The 18,142-nt window shown below is 48.4% G+C and carries 17 protein-coding genes; 6 read left to right on the top strand and 11 right to left on the bottom strand.

Going from position 1 to position 18,142, the window contains the following annotated elements; genetic code table 11:
- Positions 1–109 precede the first annotated feature (109 nt).
- Genes NSQ55_RS25075 through NSQ55_RS25090 form a run of 4 tightly spaced genes read right to left on the bottom strand, consistent with a single transcriptional unit; the run spans position 110 to position 1,486 of the window.
- On the bottom strand, positions 110–550 hold the full coding sequence (locus tag NSQ55_RS25075; protein ID WP_339169631.1) for a hypothetical protein: 441 nt from the start codon (positions 548–550) through the stop codon (positions 110–112).
- Entirely contained in the window at positions 531–833 is a 303-nt protein-coding gene (locus NSQ55_RS25080; RefSeq protein ID WP_051491084.1) for a hypothetical protein, read from the bottom strand. The genes NSQ55_RS25075 and NSQ55_RS25080 overlap by 20 nt, the downstream gene beginning before the upstream one ends.
- Complete coding sequence (locus tag NSQ55_RS25085) at positions 830–1,174, bottom strand: hypothetical protein (protein ID WP_036679724.1); 345 nt, start codon at positions 1,172–1,174, stop codon at positions 830–832. The genes NSQ55_RS25080 and NSQ55_RS25085 overlap by 4 nt, the downstream gene beginning before the upstream one ends.
- A gap of 24 nt (positions 1,175–1,198) precedes the next feature.
- Entirely contained in the window at positions 1,199–1,486 is a 288-nt protein-coding gene (locus NSQ55_RS25090; protein ID WP_036679726.1) for a hypothetical protein, read from the bottom strand.
- Positions 1,487–1,681: 195 nt separating this feature from the next.
- On the opposite strand from NSQ55_RS25090, the gene NSQ55_RS25095 reads away from it, so the two are divergent.
- Positions 1,682–2,197: a GNAT family N-acetyltransferase gene (locus NSQ55_RS25095; RefSeq protein ID WP_076195275.1), complete on the top strand. Its 516-nt coding sequence runs from the start codon at positions 1,682–1,684 to the stop codon at positions 2,195–2,197.
- 65 nt (positions 2,198–2,262) lie between these two features.
- Here the strand turns inward: NSQ55_RS25095 and NSQ55_RS25100 are convergent, their stop codons facing one another.
- The 4 genes from NSQ55_RS25100 to NSQ55_RS25115 are packed head-to-tail and all read right to left on the bottom strand — an operon-like array spanning position 2,263 to position 5,535.
- Complete coding sequence (locus NSQ55_RS25100; RefSeq protein WP_076208710.1) at positions 2,263–2,994, bottom strand: sugar phosphate nucleotidyltransferase; 732 nt, start codon at positions 2,992–2,994, stop codon at positions 2,263–2,265.
- Between the two features lie 47 nt (positions 2,995–3,041).
- Positions 3,042–3,779 carry a glycosyltransferase family 2 protein gene (locus NSQ55_RS25105; protein WP_339169638.1) on the bottom strand — a complete coding sequence of 246 codons (738 nt, stop codon included), beginning with the start codon at positions 3,777–3,779 and terminating at the stop codon, positions 3,042–3,044.
- Entirely contained in the window at positions 3,776–4,696 is a 921-nt protein-coding gene (locus tag NSQ55_RS25110; protein WP_111505479.1) for a glycosyltransferase, read from the bottom strand. The genes NSQ55_RS25105 and NSQ55_RS25110 overlap by 4 nt, the downstream gene beginning before the upstream one ends.
- Positions 4,693–5,535, bottom strand: coding sequence for a glycosyltransferase (locus tag NSQ55_RS25115; RefSeq protein ID WP_249267796.1), 843 nt, complete (start codon positions 5,533–5,535; stop codon positions 4,693–4,695). Before NSQ55_RS25115 ends, NSQ55_RS25110 begins: the two co-directional genes overlap by 4 nt.
- 313 nt (positions 5,536–5,848) lie before the next feature.
- On the opposite strand from NSQ55_RS25115, the gene NSQ55_RS25120 reads away from it, so the two are divergent.
- From NSQ55_RS25120 to NSQ55_RS25130, 3 genes are all read left to right on the top strand, one after another.
- Positions 5,849–6,043 (top strand): hypothetical protein, encoded by a 195-nt coding sequence (locus tag NSQ55_RS25120; RefSeq protein WP_339169641.1) that lies wholly within the window; start codon positions 5,849–5,851, stop codon positions 6,041–6,043.
- 140 nt (positions 6,044–6,183) lie between these two features.
- The gene (locus NSQ55_RS25125; protein WP_076305695.1) at positions 6,184–6,501 is read left to right on the top strand and encodes a transposase; all 318 of its coding nucleotides are present in this window, start codon (positions 6,184–6,186) and stop codon (positions 6,499–6,501) included.
- An 11-nt stretch (positions 6,502–6,512) separates the two neighbouring features.
- Positions 6,513–7,376 carry an IS3 family transposase gene (locus NSQ55_RS25130; protein WP_256715073.1) on the top strand — a complete coding sequence of 288 codons (864 nt, stop codon included), beginning with the start codon at positions 6,513–6,515 and terminating at the stop codon, positions 7,374–7,376.
- A gap of 256 nt (positions 7,377–7,632) precedes the next feature.
- Here the strand turns inward: NSQ55_RS25130 and NSQ55_RS25135 are convergent, their stop codons facing one another.
- Positions 7,633–12,321 carry a WIAG-tail domain gene (locus tag NSQ55_RS25135; protein WP_339169643.1) on the bottom strand — a complete coding sequence of 1,563 codons (4,689 nt, stop codon included), beginning with the start codon at positions 12,319–12,321 and terminating at the stop codon, positions 7,633–7,635.
- 217 nt (positions 12,322–12,538) lie between these two features.
- Here NSQ55_RS25135 and NSQ55_RS25140 point away from each other — a divergent pair, with 217 nt between their 5' ends.
- Entirely contained in the window at positions 12,539–13,633 is a 1,095-nt protein-coding gene (locus tag NSQ55_RS25140) for a YheC/YheD family protein (protein WP_339169644.1), read from the top strand.
- A gap of 86 nt (positions 13,634–13,719) precedes the next feature.
- Positions 13,720–14,511: an archaetidylserine decarboxylase gene (gene asd, locus NSQ55_RS25145; protein WP_076130450.1), complete on the top strand. Its 792-nt coding sequence runs from the start codon at positions 13,720–13,722 to the stop codon at positions 14,509–14,511.
- 1,256 nt (positions 14,512–15,767) lie between these two features.
- Here asd and gpmA read toward each other — a convergent pair.
- Together gpmA and NSQ55_RS25155 are read right to left on the bottom strand one after the other, a co-directional pair.
- On the bottom strand, positions 15,768–16,511 hold the full coding sequence (gene gpmA, locus NSQ55_RS25150) for a 2,3-diphosphoglycerate-dependent phosphoglycerate mutase (protein ID WP_076141983.1): 744 nt from the start codon (positions 16,509–16,511) through the stop codon (positions 15,768–15,770).
- 779 nt (positions 16,512–17,290) lie between these two features.
- The gene (locus NSQ55_RS25155) at positions 17,291–18,076 is read right to left on the bottom strand and encodes an AraC family transcriptional regulator (protein WP_036679782.1); all 786 of its coding nucleotides are present in this window, start codon (positions 18,074–18,076) and stop codon (positions 17,291–17,293) included.
- Between the last annotated feature and the right edge of the window lie 66 nt (positions 18,077–18,142).

The following is an 18,142-nucleotide window of genomic DNA, read 5'->3' on the forward strand; positions in this document are numbered from 1 at the left end:
ATTTTCACTTTCATTATGAAGTTTATCACATCGGCAGCGCAGCAAACCAGTCCGCACGAAAACCCCAAGACCCGCTCACGGACGGAGCGGATCTTGTCATCTGTGTCTCCTAGCTGAATTCCAGCTTATGCCCGTCCTCGAAGCCCTTGGCGAAACCGGCGTCGAACCCCACGTTGTATGCTTCGGTGTAGCCCTGTTGAAAGGCGTCTGCCGGAGGCGTTTCCGGCGAAACGCCCAGCTCCGGGGGGAGCGGAATTACCTGTGGAGCAGGCGGAGCCTCGCTCACGGGTACCAAAATCACCGGTGGCTGCGCAACCCTTACTTTACGAACAAGCTTGCGACGAAGTCTTCTTTTCTTGCGTAGCAATAGGCCTTTCTTTGACTTCCCATAACGAGCAGTTTTCCGGGCAAGAACTCTGCGGGATTTACGGGCTAGCCCTTTACGAACTTTTGCTTTCCGCGAGAGCAGCAATGTGCGTCTACGGGTTCTGCCTGAACGTAGCGTTCTGCGGCTTTTTTTCTTCATGCTTCTATTCCTCCTGTGCTCCATGTTCTCTGGAGGTTCCTACGGCGTATGCCTTGCTCAGCCATGGCGCAGCAGGAATTCCCCGTTTAGGACGATGTAGTGAAATCCCGGACATCATCCGGCACATCGCACTCTGATACCCACTTAAAATCCTGATATTGTCGCTCAATTTGCGGGCCGTCAACTCAGATTGCTCCGTCAATTCGGCGATGCTCTCCAAGATGGCCGCCAAAGCAGCCTGACTGCGCGAAATGGAGCGAATCATCTCCAGCTTGACGGCATGTTCAGAGAGACGGTCCCCGCTCATTTGCTGTCTTCTCCAAAACTAAAGCCATCACCTGACATGTCTCCAAAACCTTCCCCGCCACCATCGTCTTCACCACTGCCCAGCACTGCTTTTAAATTGCTGTAGAGTCCGTTCTCCAGTTTGGTCAGCCCTTCGACCATCTCCACGATGACCTCGTGTATAGAGAGGGACTCCTTCAGTTGCTCACTGTGGGAATCAAAGGCTCTAGCGTGGATATGATGCTGTGCCCACTGCTTTACCTTTTCAGCTTCAACCGCCTTAGCTTCCAGAATCAACGCAACGTTCCACTGGATGGCGGCGGTGGACTCCAGCATTTGCAGATAAGCCTTTTCTCTGCTCATCTTCCGCCTCCTGCTCCTATAGCGTTACTCTTCTTCTTGACCGTTCAATTCCTTAATCACTCTGCCTACCCCATCAGCCATCGCTTCTTCCAGATCTGCAAGTGCATTCAAGTAAGCAATAATATTCTTGTTTACCTGAGTTGAGCTTTCGATCATCCCGCTGATCCCATCAAAATCAGGCTCCGCATCTGGCAGATCGTGGACAATTTGCGACATACGGACAGCCACATGGCGCTCAGCGTCTAATATCCGCGCCATCTGTTCGTGCGTATGGGCCATGTGCTGCAGGACTTTAGTTATTTTACTCTGCACCTTCATGTCTCCTTTGCTCAAACGCCCTGCTACAGCATATGCGGCAGGAGCCGGGACGGTGCCGGGATCCTCGACAAGTTAAGGCTCTATTCGTGACTGGAATGACATAAAAATTACGTTATTGCTAAGTACATTTAAAAGGATTAAAATGTGAAATGCACAATCCTGAGTTTACCAAAGGTTGGTGGGGAATATATGAAGCTTGAAAGCAAGCGTATCGATCTAATACCTTTAACTGCCCCAGAGCTCACGCTAGCAATAGATAACTATTCGGAGCTACAGCAGCAATTAGGCTTAGCTGCCATCAGTGCGGCGCTTGATGATGAAATGCAATATGCTATGCAGATCAGGCTAAAAAAGGTGCAGCAGGACCCCGACCATTACCTATGGTTAACGAACTGGGCCATCGTTCATCGGGAGGATCAATGTATTATAGGATTCATTATCCTTAAAGGTTACCCGAATGAGAAAGGCGAGGTTATTCTAGGGTATGGGATTGATGAGAAATATAGAAGAAAAGGGTATGCAACAGAGGCACTACACACAATTAATGCATGGATCTTCTCCCATCCCCAAGCTGTCTATGTAATCGCTGACACTGAAAAAGATAATACAGCCTCCCACAAAGTATTGGAGCGTCTAGGCTCTGAGAGATACAAAGAAACTGAGGATTTAATCTGGTGGAGGATTTCTAACCCTCGAGCTCTCTGAGTAACGTGTGATTTCAAAGCCCTTGCGGCTATCTATAGTAGGATTACAACAAAAAAAGCACTGCCTTATGGCAGTGCATCTTTTAACTTTTCCCCCGCCTCGTGCAAAGACTGGAACGTCCCCGCATCACTCCACCAATCCTTAAGCACATCATAACTAAGTCTGCGATCAGCGGCGTATATATTATTTACATCGGTAATCTCCAGCTCCCCCCTCTTGGAAGGCGATACCTGCCGGATGATATCAAATACAGCTTCATCGTACATATAAATACCAGTTACACAATAATTGGTCTTCGGATGCTCAGGCTTTTCTTCGATATAAGCAATCCATGCCGCATCTTGACTATCAAACACAGGTACACCGTATCTGCGCGCGTCCTCCACCGGCTTCAGCAACACCTTTGCAGTGCCCGCCGGCTGACGAAGATAACTCTCCACATAAGGCTTCAGATCATCCATAAAAAGATTATCCCCGAGCAATACAACAAATCGTTCCCCTGGGAAAATGAACCCTTCTGCTAAATCAAGCGCCTCGGCAATGCCTCCGGCAGCTTCCTGAATTTTATAGGTCAGAGATACACCAAATGCAGCACCGCTGCCTAAAAAATCCGTGTACAGGCCAGCAGACTGCTTGCTTATGACCAGAAGAATGTCGGTAATTCCTCCCCGGCGAAGCCGGTCTATGCCGTAACAGACCATAGGATATTTGCCGACCGGAAGCAAATGTTTGTTCATAAGCCGGGTCAGCGGTTGAAGTCTAGATCCTGTTCCGCCCGCCAGTATGACTCCTTTCACTTACTTTCCTCCTCTTTATCTACGTCCTTTGCCTTCGGATCTGCACTTCATATAAAATTAATAGGATCTACATTCCATTTATCTATAAAGATCTTGCGATTTCGTTCCACCAGTTCTTGCAGTCCGGTATTGTAAACTTGCTTGAAACTTGCACTTCCTTCATGGTGCACCAAGCAATCCCCGGCGATAAGCAGCCGATATCCCTTTATCCTGGCGCGATAACAATAATCATCATCTTCGTAATGTCCAGGTGAGAATCTCTCATCCAGTAGACCTACGGAAGTTAGCAGCTCTCTTTTGAATAAAAAACATAATCCTACCAGCCGTCTCGTCTCCAGCCATTTCTGGGGATTTGGAAGGTTCGCCCTCTCAGCAGCCTGATGAAAACCTATCAGACCTTCATAATCGGTCTTCACCTGTTGACGTCCACTGGCATAGTTTGTGACTGGTCCAACAATACCTACATCAGGAGCACTATATAGAGCCCTCTTCAGATTAGTTAACCATCCTTGAGACACCACTACATCGTTATTCAGCAGCAGGACTTCATCACCTGACGCTAGCTGTAGCCCCAAATTGCATGCAGTTGGAAAGCCGCGATTGTCTGGCAATGAAATAAACGTTATATGATTCGCACGGCAATAGGTGTCTGTTCCGTCCGTTGAAGCATTGTCCACTACAATAATCTCATAAGGCGGTGGAGTGTAGGCACGAATAGATTCCACACAGGCCCGCAGCAAGAGCAGCGCATTGTAGGTTGGAATAATAATACTCGTCAGCGTCATATCCGATTCCTCCAAGCGGCTACCTGTCTGCGGTACTCACGCTGTGTTTCACTACTTAGCAGACCGCCAGCTTTTCGCCGGGAAAGAACCTCATGTAGAGCCTCAGCATGATCTCCTATGATCAGTTTTTCCACAGCATTTCCAACCCCTGTATTTGCCTTGCGCAGCCGATTATGTTTAATAACATTTACCGTTCCTACCTTCTCCACCCGTAACTTTTCTAATACAGAGCGAGCTTGGGCTTTAGGTGGAACCATTAATTCACGGTAGCCTATGGTCTCAAGCGCATGCCGCGAAAGCGCATGAGGAACAGCTGTCATAGAGCTAACCCCGAGATCGTACCTATCCAGAGCATAATTCAGAAACAGTTTGCTGCGGGTGACATCATCACATAATCCAAAGGAAGGCATCAGTGAGTCTAAATCATTAAGAGCTACATCAATTCCGCGATCTACAGCCGCCGTGAATGAAACGAGCTGAGAGGCCGGAATGACCATATCTCCATCCAGAAAAAGCAATATATCCCCGCGACTCAGCTTTGCACCGATAGCCCGGCCCACATCATGTCCGACAGACTCTGGGCAGTGTACTACAATGGCTTGACGATGTTGTCTAGAAATAGGAAAAGAGTTATCACTGCAGCCATTAAGTACGACAATAATTTCTGCAGGTTCAAGCCGTGCAACCTGATGCAGCAGACGGGACAAGGTCTGCTCCTCATTACGCGCGGAGATAATGACTGACAAAGTCCCACGTAACTTCGGTAATTTCAGAGTCTCCTTACCTGCCTTCGATTGCCGAGACAGAAGCGGGCGAGCAGCAGCGTTGGCTTTTACAGAGCGATTGGCTGACCTGTGACGGATTGGGCGTTTCTTTGCCGTTCGAGCTGCTGTGCCTCGTAAAGTTGCAACCATCATCTCACCATCTCTCTGCGCCGGGCTCCGTCGCCAAAGCCCGCTCTGTTCCCCCGATGTTCCAGCAAGAGGGATACAGCCTCCATATGATCCGCTGTAATCAACTGCTGCAATGGATCTATGCCGTCTTCCTTGCGCCTCACCGCATTTAACTTCCCTACAGGTACTTTGTGAGCGGCTACCACATGCAGTCCACTAAGAATTGCCTGGGCATGCGCCAGTGGAGGACGTGATAATGAATCGCTCCCTAAAATATCAAGTGCTCTGCGGCTGATTGCGTGCGGAACTGCCGTCATCGAACATCCCTTCAGATCTGGACGGCCAAGCAGAATATTCAGTGCATGTTTAGACAGCACCACCGGATGGGGGGACAGCTTCCGGACCGGACCGGAATAATCATTAAGCGCTATGTCCACTCCACCACTAACAGCAGTGACGTAAGGACGCAGCCCCGAAGCAGGTATCACCAAATCTCCATCTGTAAACAATAGGATTTCTCCCTTGGCTGCCTCAGCTCCCACACTACGGCCAGCGTCGTGTCCAAGCGGCAACTCATAGGAAATAACACGCGCACCTAGCGATTGTGCAATCCCTGCCGTTTGATCAGTGGATCCATTCACGACCACAATTACCTCGCAGCGCGGGTGGACCCCTCTGGCTCCAGATATCACTCCCGCAATGGTCTGAGCTTCATTCATGGCTGGAATAATAACCGAAACATAGGGATTAGGATGGTTAACTATAGGGACTACAGCGACTTGCCGCACTGGGCGTGAAGTCCGCCGCTTCATCCGAGAGACCCGCCGCCCTGTGCGGCGGGCAGAAGTTCGTTTGGGCTTCATGCTCATCCACCTTCCTTACAGAGCCAATTCTTCAGGCTGAGGGTTACATCACAGTTTATGTACTACAACGCACAGGGTAACGGCAATTGTCTCCTGTCGTTCTGAAAACAGGACAAATGTACTCCCCACCAAACTTCGGCTTAGATACATTGCGCATAGCCAGCTGCCGCGGACACAATCTGTGGCGGTAACGAACGCAGTACCGCAGCAGGGGGATTAGGTTAGGACGCTATCGGACACAACCGAATCCACAACAGATGATTATACTTCAGCACTATCGGACACAACCGAATCTGCAGCGGATGATTATACTTTGGCACTATCGGACACAACCGAATCCACAACGGATGATTATACTTTTGCGCTATCGGACACAACCGAATCCATAACGGATGATTATACTTTTGCACTATCGGACACAACCGAATCTGCAGCGGATGATTATACTTTGGCGCTATCGGACACAGTTGCTCCTATTCGCCGCATTATCACACTTTTAGATTATTAACGGACTCCATAGCAGCTATTGGCATCAAAAGAACCCAATAAGGCTCTATTTCTATACAATAGCGTCACTAGTGAAGCTAGAATAAAAAGTGGACAGTAGTTAACAGACTGGCGATAATGAGTCCACGGAGGTGTGTTCACATGGGAGAACATCGACAACGGTATAACGAAGAATTTAAAAAACAGACAGTGCAGTTCATTCAAGAGCAAACAAAGACAGTGGGCGACTTGGCGGAAGAGCTCAACATCCCAAAAAGTACCCTGCATCAATGGATGAGCCAGTATCGAGAACTAAAGAATGAACCGGCAGCTAGCGTGGATCGAGTACGGGAACTCGAGGCACAGTTGAAGGAGATGCGTCGGCAACTTCAAGAAAAAGATAACAAGATTGCCGATGTGGAAGAGGAATTAGCGATCGTAAAAAAAGCAGTGCACATCTTCAGCAAACCAAGGAACTGAGATTCCAGTTTATTGAAAAACATCGCTCCGAGTTTCTCTTGGAGAAGATGTGCATGACCCTACATGTGTCACGGAGCGGGTACTACAAGTGGCGGACAGAAAAAACCAGTACGCATATGCTTCGTAAGGCTGCGATAATGAAGCGAATTCAGTATCATTTTGCAGACCATCAAAAGCGGTATGGGAGTCCGAAGATCACCCGCCTGTTACATCAAGAAGGTTATACCGTTACCGAACGCACGGTGAGTGTGTACATGCGACATATGAAGCTTCGCTCCATTGTCTCCAAAACGTATCGCGTACAGACCACCGACTCCAATCATGACCATCCGATTGCCCCGAATACGCTGAACCAGCAATTTAAAATACTCAAACCCAATTCAGTATGGGTTACCGACATTACTTACATTCCTTGCCGGGGAGGGCGCTTGTACCTGGCAAGTGTGATGGACCTTTGCACGCGCGAAATCGTGGGGTGGCGCTTGGAGAACCATATGGAAACTAGCTTGATTTCGGGCGCTTTACAAGATGCTTACGAAGCTAAACAACCGGAAAAGGGTCTATTACATCACTCCGATAGAGGTTCTCAATATACTTCTCATGAATACACGAAGCAGTTGAAAGCGTATGGCATGGAGTCCAGCATGAGCCGCAGAGGTAACTGTTATGATAACGCCTGTATCGAGTCGTGGCACAGCATTTTGAAAAAGGAGCTCATTTATTGTAATCCGCGATTCAAAACTAAGGAGCAAGCCTACCAGACACTTTTTCAATATATTGAGTTTTACTATAACCGCAAGCGAATGCATGGCGCGCTGGGGTATCTTTCTCCAGTTCGTTTTGCTGAGCAATTGACTAGAATGTCTGTTGCGTGACTGTCCACTTTCTTGACAGAGGTCCATAGAGTCCGAAACCAGCCTCAAAAGACAACAAACCTGCAAATAACGCCATTTGGGTCCGTAAGTAGTAGCAGATGTTTAGAGTACCAGGCTATCGGACAGAACCGCAGCCACAGCGATTGATTAAACCCGGCGATGCTGACAAGTACCGTTCCCCACCAAAAAAACAGAGCAGCGATCTCCAATAAGGAGATTCGCTGCTCTGCTGTTTTTAAGAGGAATTGCTTAAGGTTCAATCAAATACGCGATCATCCGCTGCCGGTTTAGCTAAGGGAGCACCTATAGCAATCCAAGAGATAACCCCATAGAAATGCGGAGTTTCGCGCAACCGCACCACTTGAATCACTGCTTCTCCATTGGCTCTGCTCTTTAAGGAAGCATAGAAGTAAGGCTGATTGGTCATGGCAACAAGCACATAACCCGTATGCCCAAAGCTCTCATCAAACGATACGGTCACCTCTACACTCTCTGCATCCCCATTGAACATAAATGCTGTCATTCCAAACTGCTGTAGTGCTTCTCGCTTCCCAGCTGTCTGAATCGGACTGAAGGACAGATGATCTGTATTTACAGAGTTCGGTGCCAGATGAGTCCCGTTTACTGCACCTGGGGAAATATGATATTCCTGAACACTCTCTTCTTCCAGATGGCGGGCTTGAATCGCAAACGAAGAGATTTTGGATGCTACTACCGCTTCATCCTGAAGCTCTGTTGTCCCTACTGCACCTTCTGTCAGATGAGCGGACTCGATACTGCCTTCCTTCAGCTTAGCTCCGTTGATACTGCCATCCGGGAGCAGGGCTGAGCTGCGTGTTTCATCCGCAAGATGCTCTAATTTGATGATGCCAGGCTGCAAATGCCGATCTGCCACGATCTTGTCAGCAAGATGCTCTCCGTAAACACTCCATGGTTGTAAATGTGAAGAACTCACGGAGCCTTCAGCGAGTTTTTCTTCCGTAATGCTGCCATCCGGCAACAAATCCGCACTGCGTACCTCTTCTGCCAAATGCTTCAGGGTGATGCTGTCCGATCGAATATGGCGGCCATCCACCGCATCCCCGGCCAAATGACCTCCAGAGACGCTGCCTTGGGCTAAATGGAAAGACTGAATCGTCGCAACTTCAATCTTCTCGCCTGTAATACTGCCTTCCGGCAATAAATCAGCGCTGCGCACTTCTTCTGCCAAATGATTCAGAGTAATGCTTCCAGCACGGATATGGCGGCTATCTACCGCATTCCCCCCTAAGTGTCCCCCATAGACACTGCCAGGAGCCAAGTGGTAGGCAGTAATAGATCCACCCTCCAACTTTTTACCGGTAATGCTGCCATCCGGCAGTAACTCGGAGCTGCGTACCTCATCCGCTAGATGTGCTAGCTTGATCTCACCTTTTCCAATATGGAGACCTTCTACTGCAGACGGACTCAGATGAGTTCTATCCACACTTCCAGGCACTAGATGAATTGCTTCTACGGAGGCTTCCGCCAGCTTCTCCCCAGTAATGCTTCCGTCTGGCAGCAGTTCGGAGCTGCGTACCTCATCCGCCAGATGCGCTAGCTTGATCTCACCTTTTCCAATATGGCGTCCTTCTATTGCAGACGGACTCAGATGAGTTCCCTCCACGCTTTCAGGTACAAGGTGATTTGAATTTATGGATGCTTCCGCCAGTTTCTCCCCAGTAATGCTACCGTCTGGCAGCAAATTGGAGCTGCGTGTTTCTTCGGCCAAATGAGCCAGCGTGATCTCACCATATCGGATATGACGTCCTTCTATTGTGTCCGGACTCAAATGACTGCCATCTACGCTTCCAGGCACCAGATGATTAGAATTTACGGATTCTTCCGCCAACTTCTCCCGAGTGATGCTACCGTCTGGCAGCAAGTCAGCGCTACGTGTTTCTTCGGCCAGATGAGCTAACGTAATCTCACCTTTTCCAATATGGCGTCCTTCGACAGAACCTGAGCTTAGATGAACGCCTTCCACACTGCCAGGTACTAGATGATTTGAATTTACGGAAGCATGTGCCAGCTTTACTCCAGAAATACTACCGTCTGGCAGCAATTTAGAGCTGCGTGTTTCTTTTGCCAAATGAGCCAGCGTGATCTCACCGTATCGGATATGACGTCCTTCAACTGTGTCTGGGCCTAAATGGCTGCCATCCACACTGCCAGGCACTAGATGTATAGAACTTACGGATTCTTCCGCCAGCTTCTCTCTAGTAATGCTACCGTCTGGCAGCAGATCAGCGCTTCGGGTTTCATCGGCGAGATGAGCTAGGGTAATCTCACCTTTTCCAATATGACGTCCTTCGACGGAACCTGAACTCAGATGTCCGCCTTCCACACTTCCAAACACTAAATGAATAGAATCCACAGATGCTCCCGCCAGCTTCTTCCCGGTAATACTGCCTTCAGGCAGCAAGTCGGAGGTATATGCATCTGCAGCCAGATGAGCAAGCGTGACCTCACCCGGTAGGATATGTCGACCTTCTACAGAACCCGAGTTCAAATGGCTTCCGTTCACACTTCCAGGCAGGAGATGGTTGGAATCTACCGATCCTTCTGCCAGCTTCTCCCCAGTTATGCAGCCGTCTGGCAGCAACTCAGAGCTACGTACCTCTTCCGCCAGATGAGCCAGCGTGATCTCACCCGGTAGGATATGACGGCCTTCAATGGTATCGATACACAGATGGCTGCCGTCTACACTACCAGGTGAAAGATGCTGAGAATCCACGGCACCTTTTACCAGCTTAGAGCTATTAATACTGCCCTCTTGGATTTGAACTGCAGAAATAGAATTCGGAAGGATATGACCATTCCCGATAGACAACGGCCGGATATGCGCCCCACTGACACTGCCGGGATTCAAATGTCTACTTTGAACAGCACTTTCGCTTATGGTTTTCGAACTCACAGCATTTACCGACAAATGCTCCGCTTGAACTGCTGACGCCGCCAGTTTACTGGATTCTATGCTGCCGTCTGCAAGCTTAGCCGAAGTGACTGCTAAATCACTGATTTTATCCGTTGAGACACTTTCCGGTGAAAGCTTCAACGAGGTTACTGCATGATCGGCCAGATGATGAGGCTGCACGGCTCCTGCTGCCAGGTGAATTTCTCTCACCGCAGCGGAAGCCAGCTTATCTCCTGAAACTGAGCCCGATTGAATCGCAGCGGAAGTCACACTATTTTCACCAAGATGTCTTCGTTCCACGGCTCCCGTGGCCAAATGATCCTTATTTACCACAGCATCCTGCAATACACGGCCGCTCACACTGGCATCCGCCAGATGCTTTTCCTCCACTGTACAAAAAGCGATATGTTCACCACTGACTACTTCACGCGCAATCGTGCTGCCAATCACTGCACCCGCTGCCAGCTTAGCTGCATTTACACTTCCATCTGCCAACTTGGCTGAAGTAACGCTCTGTGCACGTAGATGCTCCCCACCCACAGATTCTGAAGCCAGCTGTTCTCCAGTCACAGCACCGGAAGATAAATGTTGAGTCTGAATAGCTTCTTCCTTGAGCTGCTCCGAGCCGACCGCTTCCGCAGCTATATGCGAATGATTCACTGCTTCGCGTTCCAGATGAATAGAAGTTATGGCTTGCATAGCAATTTGCGGTCCGCGAATGGCGGATTTAGCAATATGTCTTGTGGTCACTGCTTCGTCTGCCAGCTTATGTGGGAGAATGCTTTGGTCAGCAATTTTGGACGAGGTTACCGCTTGCTCCACTAACTGTGCAGTCCCTACTGCACCCTCAGCCAGCTTTAAAAAAGAGATGCTGCGGTCAGCCAAATGCCGACTCGATATTTCGCCATCACCGATATGATTACCATTCACACTTTCTGGGCTTAAATGGATGCTTCTCACGACATCTGCACCAAGTTGCTTGGAGCCTATGGCTCCATCAGCTAAATGTCCGCCTTCGATAATACCCGTCTGCAGCTGTTCCTTACCGATCAATTTGCTGGCAAGCTGATCAGAACCAATCGCTCCCGGGGCCAGATGTCTGGCGGTTATCAAAGCGTCGCTAAGATGGCGGCCTTCAATGACAGCATCCGCTAGCTTTGAGCTGCTGATTTCACCATCAGCTATTTTATCGCCAGATACCGCTGCATCGGCCAGCTTGGAACGGTCAACACTGCCGTTTGCTAGGTGGCGGCTTGTGATGCTGCTGCTTCCTATTTTGTCACTAGTAACGGCTCCATCTTCCAGTAAATCCGCAGTAATAATCAAATCGCTTAAATGGCGGCTCTCAATAGCTTTATCTGCAATTTGACCGCCGCCTATAATCCGATCAGCCAGCTTCTCTGGACTAATACTGCCATTTTTCAGCTTCTCTCCACTGATCGAATGATCCAGCAGCTTACCGCCACTAACGCTTCCTTCTGCTAAATGCTCGCCCACTATCGATTCTGGTGCGATTTTTGCAGAAGTGACTGCCTTGTCCGCGATATTGATACTCTGTACAGCGTAATCTTGCAGCCAAGGTGTACCAATAATGCCGAACTTTAGCTTAGAACCGTCAATGGTACGTGGAGCGATTTTGGCTCCGGTCACCGCTGCATCCGAAAGATCATCTGTATAAACGGGCTGAAAACGTTCTTTCTCTGGAGGAGCGAACCATACGGTTTCAGGAAGATTATCCGCCTGTTTCTGAAGCTGCGCTTCCTCTATAAGCTCCGGCTCCAATTGTAGAACTGGAGCAGAAGTTGGCTCCTCTAGAACGACTTCAGCTATTGCTCCCCCACTTACCTGAACTTCCGCGATCTCTGCTTCACTGACTCCGTCACTGTTATTCCCCGAGCTTCTAGAGCTGCTTTTGGTATCCAGCATACTCAGTTCCTCTTTATTGGGATTATCTACAAAATAGAGTCGTTTCTGTGGACTGCGCGGCTGCTTTTTTTTGGAACCCCTCACAAGCAGTCTCCTCCTTCCATCTAATGTTTCTCCTAGGCATCATATGCAGCGGTATGGGCTTATGACACCCTTTTGCGATGAGGCCTTCATAAGATTATGTATAAAAAAAGGCATCTGCCTTCGCGCATTCGTCCACCCTGACACGCGGGTACAAACATACTATGACAAGAGTAGAAAAAGCAGGGATCATGTAACCGATGAAACAGGAGGAACAAACATGGGGCATAAGCTCGTTGGAATATTACTAAATGCCGATATGCACCGGGGCGTTCCCCGGCTAAAAACAGGACAGGAGTCTCTATCCAACTATGAAGAGGCCGCGGCGGCATACGGTTTAGTCCCTTGCTTCCTGAAGCTCGCGGACATCGATACGGACACAGGCTTTAGTGCCGCCTATATAAAGGGAGTTAATGGATATAATAGCGTAGTTGTTCCTACGCCTGCTGTTATCCATAACCGGGCAATATACAGCAAAAACAGCCCGGGGATGCAGCGTCTGCTGAAGCACTATCCCCTGATTTTCAATACATGTAATCGATACGGCAAAGATGAGATCCATCAGCTGCTTGAAAAAAATACGGAGCTTCGCGAATATTTACCCGTAACAACGAGAGTCTCAGGCCTAAAAGAAATGATGAATCTTTATCCCGATCTCATTCTTAAACCTTGCCGTGGAAGTATAGGGAATGGGGTCATGCGGCTGGTCCGCAAGGGAGCTCAGCGTTGGACCTTGAGCTACCTCTCCCCTTCGATGCAGCGCTGGAGAAGTATTCCCGTTAATCCGGCGGCGTTGCCACAAGCGCTCCGCGCACGCCTAACCTCCGTGCCTTATCTTGTACAAGAACGTATTCCCCTTGCTGAGATTGGAGGACGTCCCTTTGATCTACGCGTCACCGTTCAGCGCGGCTGGGGAGGAGATTGGCAGGTCACTGGGCTCTTCGCCAAACTGGCTGCCCCAGGGGGCTTTGTCTCCAATATAGCCCGCGGAGGAGAAGCGTTAAGCTCCTCCCTGGCGCTCGAAAAAGCCTTTTCAAGATCCACAGCGGCCCACATCCGTATGTCTGTCGAAATACTTAGCCTTGCAATCGCGCGGTGTCTGGAGCAACACCTTCCCGGACTGGCCGATATCGGACTGGATATAGGCATTACTAAGGACGGACGACTCTTCTTCATAGAATGTAACGGTCGCGACCAACGCTACGGATTTCATAAAGCCGGCCTTACGGAAATTTGGAAAGACAGCTATCGCAGACCTATGGGATATGCGCGTTTTTTAATAGAAACGAACAGTACGGTATATAACAGTTATTGATTTGTCTCCTATTCTATGTCAATATAATGCAGAGCAGAGACGACCCGTATACAACCGTACTGCTGCATTATGGAAGGGAGATGGGCATGGTAAAACAATTGCTACGGCTGATGACCGAGCTATCCTCACACCGGTGGCTTTCACGGTTAATGGGATCTTTTTCTCATAGTAGAATCAGCCGTTTTCTTATCCCGGCATTTATTAAGACTTATCAAATCCCCTCCGCTCAAGCGGAGAAAAATCCTGGAGAATATCTCACTCTTAATGAGTTTTTCAGCCGCCGGCTGAAGCCGGGCATGCGGCCTATTGCAACCGACGCTGACGCTTTGGTTAGTCCCGTAGACGCAACGATTACTGCTATGGGTGACATTAACGCCGGTACGATTATGAATGTAAAAGGGCAGGATTATAAGATCGAGGATCTCCTTAATCACTCCCCGCATCTGGAGCTGTACAAGAAGGGTTTTTTCTTCGTTCTTTATTTGAGTCCTACCGATTATCACCGGATTCACTCTCCCCTTACCGGACAAAAGGTGGAGAGCGATTATATTCGCGGACGGGCCTATCCTGTCAACGATTTCGGAATGCGACATATGAAGGGTGTCCTGAACCGCAACGAACGTCTCATTACGTATATTGCCGGGAGTCACGGAGAAACCGCGGTAGTAAAGGTAGGCGCAATGAACGTCAGCAGTATTCGTTATACGGATGATACCGCTGCCGAGTGGCAAATAGGCGATGATCTGGCTTATTTTGAGTTTGGCTCCACCGTAGTGCTGCTCACGGAAAGCGGTACCTTTACCCCGAGACCCAAGCTTGAGGTCAACTCAAAGGTAAAAATGGGCGAACTACTGGGAACGTTGCATCGACCTTTGTAGGGAGATTTAGGCGAATTCCCAGAAAAATTAGAGGGTGCCTCAAAAGCCATGAAATGGCTGCTGGGGTGCCCTCTAATTTTTGGGACTTAGTGTGGAGCACAGTTGCGGAGGCGAACGCTCTAGCTATCGTCTAACCATCGTGTACCAATCGTCCAGCTATCATCTACCTATCGCTAGCCAACGTATACATATCGTCTAACCAACGTACACCTATCGCTAGCTATCGGACCCAGCTGACCTTATACGCGGATTTTTGACACATTTGCGATTCTATCGGACTCCACCGCAGCTATTGGCATGAAAAACACCCTATTTGCGCTAGATCTTAGGCAATAGCGGCGCTGGAGTCCGAAACTCCGCTCAAATGGCGATAAATGGGCAAATAGCGGCTGCTGAGTCCGTAAGCATTTGCAGAGCGTTGGTGGAGGTTGGTCGAAAGTTAGTTGAGGGCTAGTCGAGAGCTGGTGGAAGGTGGTCGAGAGTTAGTTGAGGGCTAGTCGAGAGCTGGTGGAAGGTGGTCGAGCGTTAGTTGAGGGCTGGTCGAGAGTTGGTCGAGAATCAACGGAAAGTTGGGGAAAGGTTAGCCTCAGCGCTATCGGACCCAGCTGACCTTATACGCGGATTTTTGACACATTTGCGATTCTATCGGACTCCACCGCAGCTATTGGCATGAAAAACGCCATATTAGAGTCGATTCTTGGGCAATAGCGACGCTGGAGTCCGAAACTCCGCTCAAATAGCGATAAATGGGCAAATAGCGACGGCTGAGTCCGTAAGCATTTGCAGAGCGTTGGTGGAGGTTGGTCGAGTGTTAGTTAAGGACTAGTCGAGCGTTAGTGGAGGACTAGTCGAGCGTTAGTGGAGGGCTGGTCGAGCATTGGTCAGGATCTACGGAGAGTTGGTGGAACGTTAGCATTCAACGCTATCGGACCCAGCTGACCTTAAACGCGGCATTTTCGCACATTTGATTGGTCACAAACACACTAATAACAAAAAGGACAGCCCCAAGGCTGTCCTTTTATCTTTTCATGTAACCCACCTATTACACCTGTTGCGCCTATTTAACCTACTACACCTGTTATGCTTATTCAACCTGCTACGCCCTAATATGCTTATTACACCTAATACACCTGTTACGCTTATATAACCTATTACACCTGTTGCGCTTATTTAACCTTTACGCCCCGTTTTGCTTATTACTGTACACCCGTCATACTCAATACACCTGGTACGCCTATACGCTTATTACACGCCAATTACACATGTCCCTGCTTAGCAACATCAAGCGCCTTGGCCGCTACCTGTTCCGGATCGCCTAGATAAAAGCGACTGATAGGATTCATGTCCTCATCCAGTTTGTACACGAGCGGTACTCCGGTAGGGATATTGAGCTCCAGTAATGCCGCTTCATCAATATCCTCCATAAATTTAATCAATGCACGCAGCGTATTGCCGTGGGCTGAGATAAGCACCCGTTCTTTTTTACGCAAAAGAGGTACGATCCGGTTTCCCCAGAAATCGCCTACACGATGTACAGTGTCCTCCAGGCTCTCTCCACGCGGGATATCTCCCGGACGAACACTGCTGTAGCGAATATCGTTTCTGGCATACCTAGGATCATCAAGCTCCAGCAACGGGGGTCTCACCGATAAACTCCGCCGCCAGATATGCAGCTGCTCATCTCCATATTTTAGTGCTGTCTCGCTTTTACTTAATCCCTGCAATGCCCCGTAATGGCGTTCATTCAATTTCCAAGACTTTTGCACGGGAATCCACAGCAAATCCATCTCATCCAGTACATAGTTAAGAGTTTTAATCGAGCGCCTGAGTACCGAAGCAAAAGCCAGATCAAATGTATACCCAGCGTCCTTCAACAGCTTACCAGCAGTCTTTGCCTCTTGGATACCCTTCTCAGTTAAATCCGGGTCACTCCAGCCTGTGAACAAATTCTGTACATTGTACTGGCTCTCACCATGACGTATAAGTACGATTTCGTACATTTTCTCTCTCTCCTTCCAACTATGAACCTTATATATTCTACCGACGAACAACATTATGCGAAACGTATCGCAGAAAGCTCTCACCTTAGTAATAACCCAATCGTAGAAATAAATATCTACCGCTACCTCATAGTTAGACCAATTAAACATCCTCAAAGGTACGTGAATGAGGCGTGCATGGAGCGTGAATGGTGTGTGGATATTGCGGTAAATGAGCGTATGCTTCATTGCAGAATGTGCAACAGAAAATCTTAACTTTCACTTGAAGATACATTACATTGTACTTCGTGCAATAGATTATCGTGATAATCTCTAGAAAGGCTGTTTCTGCTGAATTTGAATGTAAGATGTGTCACAGAATTCAAATTCGACTGCTATTAGAGTCAATCTATTGTACAAAATACAACGTGAGGCACGATGAAATGCGCATCAGTTACTCTAATCTTCGACTTAAGTTCATTATATATATCATTTTCTAACAACACAAAAAAACCGGATGCCTCACGGCCCCGGCTATTTATATTTTTAGTCATATCATGCGATTCTATGCTTGCTTGTTCAATTAGAACCAGCTATCCACGACAAAAGCATTCGCCTGCTTTAACCGTTTTAAGCGGTTTCTAAAAATACCTCCGCCTCCACTCTTACAATCCGTGTTGCAAATTCTGCGTCTGATGATCATGCCAAGAGTCTCCTTCCAAGAAGTTATGTAAATTCTCTGTAAACTAAACTGCAAAGTATTTACCCTTGGTTGAACAAACTGAAACAACAAAAGTGAATCAGCGGATCTCAGATGGACTTTTTCCGGTATATTGCTTGAACTGGCGGCTGAAAAAGAAAATGTCACGATACCCAAGCGCATCTGCTACCTCAGTAACATTCATTCCCGCGTACAGCAGTAAATGCTGAGCACGCTCAATCCGGGCTCGGATGACATAAGACTGCACAGAAGAACCCGTAAGCTCCTTGAACTTAATTGAAAAATACCGCGGTGAAAGCCCCGCACGAGCAGCAAGATCCTCTACACGATGTGCAATCCCCGGATGCTGGCTCACATAGTTCGCTATTTCGTGAATGATTTCTGTCAAATGATTGCTAACATAACGTTCTACTGGCTTCACACGGTCCTCCCTCAGCAGATGAATCATCAGCTGCTTCAGTACAAGCTGCCCTTCTTCCTCAGCGGCGTAAGTATCCACCAGAAATAGTCGAACGTACCGAGCAAGCAGATGTTCAAATTCAACGGTTTCTGTAAGCTCACGATAGGGCAGCGGAATATCCGTCACCTCTTCGGAGACATCAAAATGAATATATGTAAGTACAAGTGGCTTTTGCGGATTATGTGTAGCACTTGTATGGTCACCCGGACGAAAAAGGAAGCAGCTTCCCTTGCCTACTTGAAAGGGTTCATCGTTACGCACAACCGTCCCTTCCCCGCTCCATACATAAAATAAATCATAATTTTGCAGCGACTTCTCTCTTTTTTGCCATTTCCAGCCCGGCTCGCATACAATCTTAGCCAGAGCCGGCAAAATAACAAAAGAGGACGGCGATGCATGCAGCATAACGTTCCCTCCTAAAAGTTTTGTTAGCATAACCTACTTTAAACCTCTTCGCAAAACTTGCTTCGT

Origin of the sequence: Paenibacillus sp. FSL H7-0943 (assembly GCF_037963265.1) — a bacterium.
GTDB lineage: Bacteria > Bacillota > Bacilli > Paenibacillales > Paenibacillaceae > Paenibacillus_AQ > Paenibacillus_AQ odorifer.

Coding starts and splice junctions, on each gene's coding strand:
- NSQ55_RS25075 (WP_339169631.1), bottom strand. CDS start 550: ATGGAGCACAGGAGGAATAGAAGCATGAAGAAAAAAAGCCGCAGAACG.
- NSQ55_RS25080 (WP_051491084.1), bottom strand. CDS start 833: ATGAGCGGGGACCGTCTCTCTGAACATGCCGTCAAGCTGGAGATGATT.
- NSQ55_RS25085 (WP_036679724.1), bottom strand. CDS start 1,174: ATGAGCAGAGAAAAGGCTTATCTGCAAATGCTGGAGTCCACCGCCGCC.
- NSQ55_RS25095 (WP_076195275.1), top strand. CDS start 1,682: ATGAAGCTTGAAAGCAAGCGTATCGATCTAATACCTTTAACTGCCCCA.
- NSQ55_RS25105 (WP_339169638.1), bottom strand. CDS start 3,779: ATGACGCTGACGAGTATTATTATTCCAACCTACAATGCGCTGCTCTTG.
- NSQ55_RS25110 (WP_111505479.1), bottom strand. CDS start 4,696: ATGATGGTTGCAACTTTACGAGGCACAGCAGCTCGAACGGCAAAGAAA.
- NSQ55_RS25115 (WP_249267796.1), bottom strand. CDS start 5,535: ATGAAGCCCAAACGAACTTCTGCCCGCCGCACAGGGCGGCGGGTCTCT.
- NSQ55_RS25125 (WP_076305695.1), top strand. CDS start 6,184: ATGGGAGAACATCGACAACGGTATAACGAAGAATTTAAAAAACAGACA.
- NSQ55_RS25140 (WP_339169644.1), top strand. CDS start 12,539: ATGGGGCATAAGCTCGTTGGAATATTACTAAATGCCGATATGCACCGG.
- asd (WP_076130450.1), top strand. CDS start 13,720: ATGGTAAAACAATTGCTACGGCTGATGACCGAGCTATCCTCACACCGG.
- gpmA (WP_076141983.1), bottom strand. CDS start 16,511: ATGTACGAAATCGTACTTATACGTCATGGTGAGAGCCAGTACAATGTA.
- NSQ55_RS25155 (WP_036679782.1), bottom strand. CDS start 18,076: ATGCTGCATGCATCGCCGTCCTCTTTTGTTATTTTGCCGGCTCTGGCT.